Source organism: Amycolatopsis sp. MtRt-6 (assembly GCF_017308975.1).
In the GTDB taxonomy this organism is placed as follows: domain Bacteria; phylum Actinomycetota; class Actinomycetes; order Mycobacteriales; family Pseudonocardiaceae; genus Amycolatopsis.
Genome location: NZ_JADWPD010000004.1, coordinates 63,593 through 69,890, shown reverse-complemented (window position 1 = coordinate 69,890; position 6,298 = coordinate 63,593). Strand labels below are relative to the sequence as shown.

Sequence of the window (6,298 nt, the reverse complement as noted above, 5' to 3'; positions counted from 1 at the left end):
CGAAACCGTGCTCACGCGGTGGCCCAACCTGGCGAGCTGCTGATCCCGGCGGGGGGCCCGGCTCGCCGGGCCACCCGCACCCTTCCCCGGAGGCCATCCTTCATGTCCGACACCGCCGTCCTGCCCGCCGCGACCGGCTACGCCCTGCGCCGCGACCGGTGTGTCATCGAGGTTTCCCCGCGGCCGCCGCTGATCCGCGGCCGCCTGACCGCGACCGGTGGGCACTGGACGCCCGGAGCCGCACTCACGGTCACTCTCGATCCCGGCTCGCCGCGGACGCCGATCCCGTTCCTCGGCCGGGCGTTCCGCGGCGAGGAGTTCACGTTCACCGCGGCCGAAGTCGCCGAAGACCCGTTCGTCGTCGAAGGCAGCGTGGCCGGGCGCACCGTCCGCCTGCGCGGCGACGTCCGGCACCGCGACGCCCACGGGGTCGTGGTCTGGGCCGCCGGGACGGTGCTCCCGGCCCGCCGGAAACCGCGGCACGCGGGCCGGCTCGCGCGGCTGCTCGCCGGGCGGCGGCTGCGCGTCGAGATCGCGATCGAGTTCGTGACCGGGTCCGTCACCGAGTTCGCCCGATGAGGCGCGCCGCCCTGGCCGTCGCCGGCTTGCTCGTGTTCCTGAACGTGCCGTTCGCGGGGCCGGCCACCGCGGCGACGCAGCAGGTGATGATGCAGGACTACGCCTACTCCCCCACCGCGCTGACCGTCCGGGTCGGCGACACGGTCACCTGGATGCAGCACGACCAGGCCCCGCACGACGTCGTCACGACGAGCGCGCCGGTCGCGTTCCGCAGCCCGCAGCTGTCGGCCGGGCAGAGCTGGAGCTACACGTTCCGGCAGCCGGGCACGTACCAGTACTACTGCTCGGTGCACCCGGACATGCGGGCCTCGGTGACGGTGCTGCCCGCCCCCACGACGGCACCGCCGAGCACAGCCCCCCGCACCACACCGCCCCGGACCACCGCGCCGCAGACCACCACCGGCAAGCCGGCCGCCGCCGTGCCGGCGACCACGCCCTCGGCCACCACTCCCCCGGCCACGACGCCGGCCGCCACCCCGGCTGCCGGACCACAGCCCGCGGTCCAGCAGGCGACCGCGGCCACACCGGCGACGTTGGACCCGATGCTGCTGGTCGCCGGCGTCGTCACCGGCATCGCGGTGCTGTGCCTGCTCCTGCTGAGCTCCCGGCGGGCCTGAGTTCCGGCCGCCGCCCCGATCCCTGCCGCGGCTTGTCGTGAGTGGTAATTCGGGTTCTGACCCGAATTACCACTCACGAGCGTCGGCGGACGTCAGAGGGTCTTCTCCAGGCGGCCGGCCAGGAGCTTGATGAACCGGGACGGGTCGGCCAGCTCGCCGCCTTCCGCGAGCAGGGCCATGCCGTAGAGCAGCTCGGCCGTCTCGGCCAGGCCCTCGTCGTCCGGCCGGGCGGCGTGGGCCTCGCGCAGCCCCGTCACCAGCCCGTGGTCGGGATTGAGCTCGAGGATGCGCTTGATCGGCGGCAGCTCCTGCCCCATCGCGCGGTACATCTTCTCCAGCGTCGGGGTCAGGTCGTGCGTGTCGCCGACGATGCAGGCCGGGGACGTCGTCAGCCGCGACGACAGGCGGACCTCCTTGACCGTCTCGCCCAGCGCCGTGCCCATCCACGTCAGCAGGCTCTCGAAGTCCTTGTTCTGCTGCTCGCGGGCGACCTCGGTGGCCTTCTTGTCCTCCTCCGACTCGAGGTCGACCTGGCCCTTGGCGATGGACTGGAACTGCTTCCCGTCGAAGCCCGGCACCGAGTCGACCCACATCTCGTCGATCGGGTCGGTCAGCACCAGCACCTCGTAGCCCTTGGCGCGGAACGCCTCCATGTGCGGCGAATTCTCGATCGCGGACCGCGACTCGCCGGTCATGAAGTAGATGTGCTCCTGGCCGTCCTTCATCCGCGAGACGTAGTCACGCAGCGACGTCGGCTTCTCGGCGTCGTGCGTCGAGGCGAACGACGAGATCTCGAGGATGGCTTCGCGGTTCTCGAAGTCGTCGAGCAGGCCCTCCTTGACCGCCCGGCCGAACTCGCGCCAGAACGTCGCGTACTTCTCGGCGTCGGCGGTCATCATGGTCTTGACCGTCGAGAGGACCTTCTTCACCAGGCGACGGCGGATCAGCTGGATCTGCCTGTCCTGCTGCAGGATCTCCCGCGAGACGTTGAGCGAGAGGTCCTGCGCGTCGACGACGCCCTTGACGAACCGCAGGTACTCGGGGACGAGCGACTCGCAGTCGTCCATGATGAAGACGCGCTTGACGTAGAGCTGCACGCCGCGCTTGCGCTCCCGCAGGAACAGGTCCATCGGCGCGTGCGAGGGCAGGAACAGCAGCGCCTGGTACTCGAACGTGCCCTCGGCCTGCAGCCGGATCGTCTCCAGCGGGTCCTGCCAGTCGTGACTGACGTGCTTGTAGAACTCGTGGTACTCGTCTTCGGTGACCTCGCTCGACGAGCGCGCCCACAGCGCCTTCATCGAGTTGACGGTCTCGGTGTCTTCGCCCTCGCCCTTCATGCGAATGGGCCAGGTGATGAAGTCGGAGTACCGCTTGACGATCTCGCGGATCTTCGCCGCGGACGTGTAGTCGTAGAGGTGGTCCTCGGTGTCCTCGGGCTTGAGGTGCAGCGTGACCGCGGTGCCCTGCGGCGCGTCCTCGACCGGCTGGATCGTGTAGGTGCCCTCGCCGGTCGACTCCCAGCGGACGCCCTCGGCGGTGCCCGCGCGGCGCGTCACGAGGGTGACCTTGTCGGCGACCATGAAGCTCGCGTAGAAGCCGACACCGAACTGCCCGATCAGGTCCTGCGACGCCGCGGCGTCCTTCGCTTCCTTCAGCTTGGTCAGGAAGTCGGCGGTGCCGGACTTGGCGATCGTCCCGATCAGGGCGACGACCTCTTCGCGCGTCATGCCGATGCCGTTGTCGCGCACGGTCAGGGTGCGCGCCTCGGGGTCGGTCTCGATCGCGATGTGCAGGTCGGCGGTGTCCGCCTCGAGATCCTTGTCGCGGTACGACTCCAGCCGCAGCTTGTCCAGGGCGTCGGAGGCGTTGGACACGAGCTCCCGCAGGAACGTGTCCTTGTTCGAATAGATCGAATGGATCATCAGCTGGAGCAGCTGACGCGCTTCCGACTGGAACTCCAGCGTCTCGATCGGGGCAGTCACTTCCATTCCTTTCCGCATGTCCTCGGGCCGTGTCCTCGGGCCGTCGTTGGGTCGATCCTACCGAGCGGGTCCGACAGCCGGGGACCGCGCACTTTATGAACGCAATGGAGCCCCCGGCGGCTCCCGGTGTGATGCTGGCCACGCCCCGCTGCCGATCAAGGAGGATCGAGTGCCCGGACGCTTCCCCCGCTGGGTGGCCGTGTTCGCCGCGGCCTGTGCCCTGACCACCGCCTTCGCCGCGCCCGCCGCCGCGGCCGGTGTCGCCGACCACCCCGTCCCGACCACCGGCTGCGGGCGACCCGCCGGCTTCCCGGCCGGCGTGACGACCACCCGGCACGTCACCTCGGGCGGCCTCGACCGCGAATACACGGTCCACCTGCCGGCCGGCTACCACCCGCACCGGCCGTACCCGCTGGTGCTGTCCTTCCACGGGCACAAGCGGACGTCCCAGTACCAGGAAGAGCTGTCCGGCTTCTCGGCGCTGGACGCGATCGCGGTCTACCCGCAGGGCCTGGCCGGCACCGACGGCGAGTCGGCGTGGACCGGGGCGCCCTACTCGGCCGCCGCGGACGACGTCCTGTTCACCAGCGACCTGCTGAACTCGCTGCAGCGCACCCTCTGCGTCGACCCCGGCCGGATCTTCGCGGCCGGCAAGTCCAACGGCGGCGGCTTCGTCGGCGTGCTGGCCTGCCGGCTGGCCGGGCGGATCGCCGCGTTCGCCCCGGTGGCCGGCGCGTTCTACCCGCAGGGCGGCGCGTGCCACCCGAGCCGGCCGGCGCCGATCCTCGACTTCCACGGCACGGCCGACACGACGATCCCCTACACCGGCAACCCGGCGAAGGGCCTGCCCGCGATCCCGGACTGGCTGGCGGCCTGGTCCACAAGGGACGGTTGCCGGCCCGGTCCGGTGTCGTGGACGCCGGTAGCCGGGGTGGTTGCCCAGAAGTGGCGTGGCTGCGCGCTCGAGCACTACCGCGTCGAAGGCGCCGGTCACGTCTGGCCCAGCACCCGGCCCAACAACGATTCCGCGACACCCACGGTGATCGACGCGACGCCGGTCATCTGGCGCTTCTTCCGCGCGCATCCCCTGCGCTGAAACACGATTGACGCAGGTCAAGCCGCTCGGCGACGATGATTTCCGCCAAGTGCGGACGCATCCCGCGTCCCCATCGTCGAATTGGAGTGCGCTGTGAAGGTGCTCGTCCTGAACGCGGGCTACGAGCCGCTGCAGACCGTTTCGGTCCCGCACGCGATCCGCATGCTCGTGCGCCACGTCGCCGAGATCCACGAGGCCGAGGAGGGCCTCGCCTACGGCCTGTTCCCGCGCCCGAAGATCGTGCGGTTGCTGCGTTATGTCGTCATGAAGTGGCGATATACGCAGCCGCCGCGCTGGTCACGGCGCGGCGTGCTGGTCCGTGACGGCTACCGCTGCGCCTACTGCGGGCAACGCGCCACCACGATCGACCACGTGACGCCGCTGAGCCGCGGCGGCGCCCGGACCGACTGGCTCAACACGGTCGCCGCGTGCGGCGGCACCGCCCGCAGCTGCAACGCCCGCAAGGGCGACAAGCTGCCGGGCGAGGCCGGGATGAAGCTGCGGTTCACGCCGTACGTCCCCGCGTGGGACCAGCTGCACCGGCCCGGCGCCTGAGCGCGGCCTGTCCGTCGGCACACCGGCGGGCAGGCCGTTAGGCTCGAACCGAACGCCACCCCCATCCGTGTGTTCCGTGTGCTCTGGGGAAGGCCGGGGAGGTCGCCGTGACCGACGCAGGAGAGCTGATCGCCGGGCGCTACCGGCTGGAGACGAGGATCGGCCAGGGATCGATGGGCGTCGTCTGGCGCGCCCGCGACGAGCGCCTCGACCGGGTCGTCGCGGTCAAGCAGCTCGACTACGACGCCGCCATCGGGCAGGCCGCCGGGGAGCAGGCGAGCCGGCGCGCGCTGCGTGAAGCGCGGCTGACGGCCCGGTTGCGGCACCCGCACGCGATCACGGTGCACGACGTCGTCGAGGCCGACGGCGGGCCGTACCTGGTGATGGAGTACCTGCCCTCGCGCAGCCTGGCGCAGATCCTGCTCGACCGGGAGACCCTGCCCGCCGACGAGGTGGCGCGCGTCGGCACGCAGATCGCGTCGGCGCTCGCCGCCGCGCACGCCGAGGGGGTCGTGCACCGCGACGTCACCCCCGCCAACGTCCTGCTCGGCGAGTCCGGCGTCGCCAAGATCGCCGACTTCGGCATTTCCCGCGCCACCGGCGAAGGCACCGTGACCGGCGGCGGGTTCATCGCCGGCACACCGGCCTACCTGGCGCCCGAAGTCGCCGGCGGCCGTGAGGCCGGCTTCCCCGCCGACGTCTTCTCCCTCGGGGCAACGCTGTACCGCGCGCTGGAGGGCGCTCCCCCGTTCGGCCACGACGACAACGCGATCACGCTGCTCCTGCGCGTCGCGAAGGAGGAGGTCATCCCGCCGCGGCACACCGGGCCGCTCGCCGAGGTGCTGACCCGGATGCTGCAGCGGGACCCCGAAGCGCGCCCGGCGATGGCGGAGGTCCAGGAGCTGTTCGAAGCCGTCGCCGGCGGCCGTCCGCTGCCGCCGCCCCGCCCGCGGCCCCGGGCCGGAACCCGGCTGATGCGTGTCCGCCGGCCGCGGCGCCGGCTCGTCCTCGCGGGCGCCGCGGGCGCGGTGCTGCTGGCCCTCGGCGTCGTGATCGGCACGGTGATCGTCCCGGACGGCACGCCGGTGGCCGCCCCGATCTCGTCCGCGCCCGCGGCACCGGCCGGCTCGAGCCCGGCGCCCACGACGCCGGCCGAGCTGGGGTGCGCCGCGCGCTACGAGGTGACGAACTCCTGGCCCGGCGGCTACCAGGTCCAGGTGACGGTGCGCAACGACCGGGCCGCGGGCCTGTCCGGCTGGAGCGTCCGCTGGCAGCTACCCGCCGGTCACCGCATCAGCGGCTTGTGGAACGGCACGTTCACGGTCGATGGTTCCACGGTGACGGTCGAAAACGCCGCCTGGAACGCGAAGCTCGACGCGGCCGCGTCGACGACGTTCGGCCTGATCGCCTTGACGGGGAACGGAAGGGACGCCGCCCGCCCGGCGCTCACCTGCCGGACGCTCTGAGTT

At 71.8% G+C, this 6,298-nt stretch carries 6 protein-coding genes; 5 read left to right on the top strand and 1 reads right to left on the bottom strand.

Annotation, left to right across the window (positions count from 1 at the left end; all coding sequences use genetic code 11):
• The first annotated feature begins 102 nt into the window (after positions 1 to 102).
• Together I4Q55_RS08965 and I4Q55_RS08960 are read left to right on the top strand one after the other, a co-directional pair.
• Positions 103 to 579: a hypothetical protein gene (locus I4Q55_RS08965; protein WP_206785575.1), complete on the top strand. Its 477-nt coding sequence runs from the start codon at positions 103 to 105 to the stop codon at positions 577 to 579.
• Positions 576 to 1,196, top strand: coding sequence for a plastocyanin/azurin family copper-binding protein (locus I4Q55_RS08960; protein ID WP_206785574.1), 621 nt, complete (start codon positions 576 to 578; stop codon positions 1,194 to 1,196). Before I4Q55_RS08965 ends, I4Q55_RS08960 begins: the two co-directional genes overlap by 4 nt.
• A 92-nt stretch (positions 1,197 to 1,288) precedes the next feature.
• On the opposite strand, the gene htpG is transcribed toward I4Q55_RS08960, so the two are convergent.
• Positions 1,289 to 3,178 carry a molecular chaperone HtpG gene (htpG, locus tag I4Q55_RS08955; RefSeq protein WP_206785573.1) on the bottom strand — a complete coding sequence of 630 codons (1,890 nt, stop codon included), beginning with the start codon at positions 3,176 to 3,178 and terminating at the stop codon, positions 1,289 to 1,291.
• 169 nt (positions 3,179 to 3,347) lie between these two features.
• On the opposite strand from htpG, the gene I4Q55_RS08950 reads away from it, so the two are divergent.
• The 3 genes from I4Q55_RS08950 to I4Q55_RS08940 all read left to right on the top strand — a co-directional run bounded on the left by I4Q55_RS08950 (position 3,348) and on the right by I4Q55_RS08940 (position 6,295).
• A complete protein-coding gene (locus tag I4Q55_RS08950; RefSeq protein ID WP_206785572.1) occupies positions 3,348 to 4,274 on the top strand; it encodes a PHB depolymerase family esterase in 927 nt (308 codons plus the stop codon).
• Positions 4,275 to 4,367: 93 nt separating this feature from the next.
• A complete protein-coding gene (locus I4Q55_RS08945) occupies positions 4,368 to 4,829 on the top strand; it encodes an HNH endonuclease (RefSeq protein WP_206785571.1) in 462 nt (153 codons plus the stop codon).
• Positions 4,830 to 4,936: 107 nt separating this feature from the next.
• Positions 4,937 to 6,295 carry a protein kinase gene (locus tag I4Q55_RS08940; RefSeq protein WP_206785570.1) on the top strand — a complete coding sequence of 453 codons (1,359 nt, stop codon included), beginning with the start codon at positions 4,937 to 4,939 and terminating at the stop codon, positions 6,293 to 6,295.
• Positions 6,296 to 6,298: the final 3 nt, after the last annotated feature.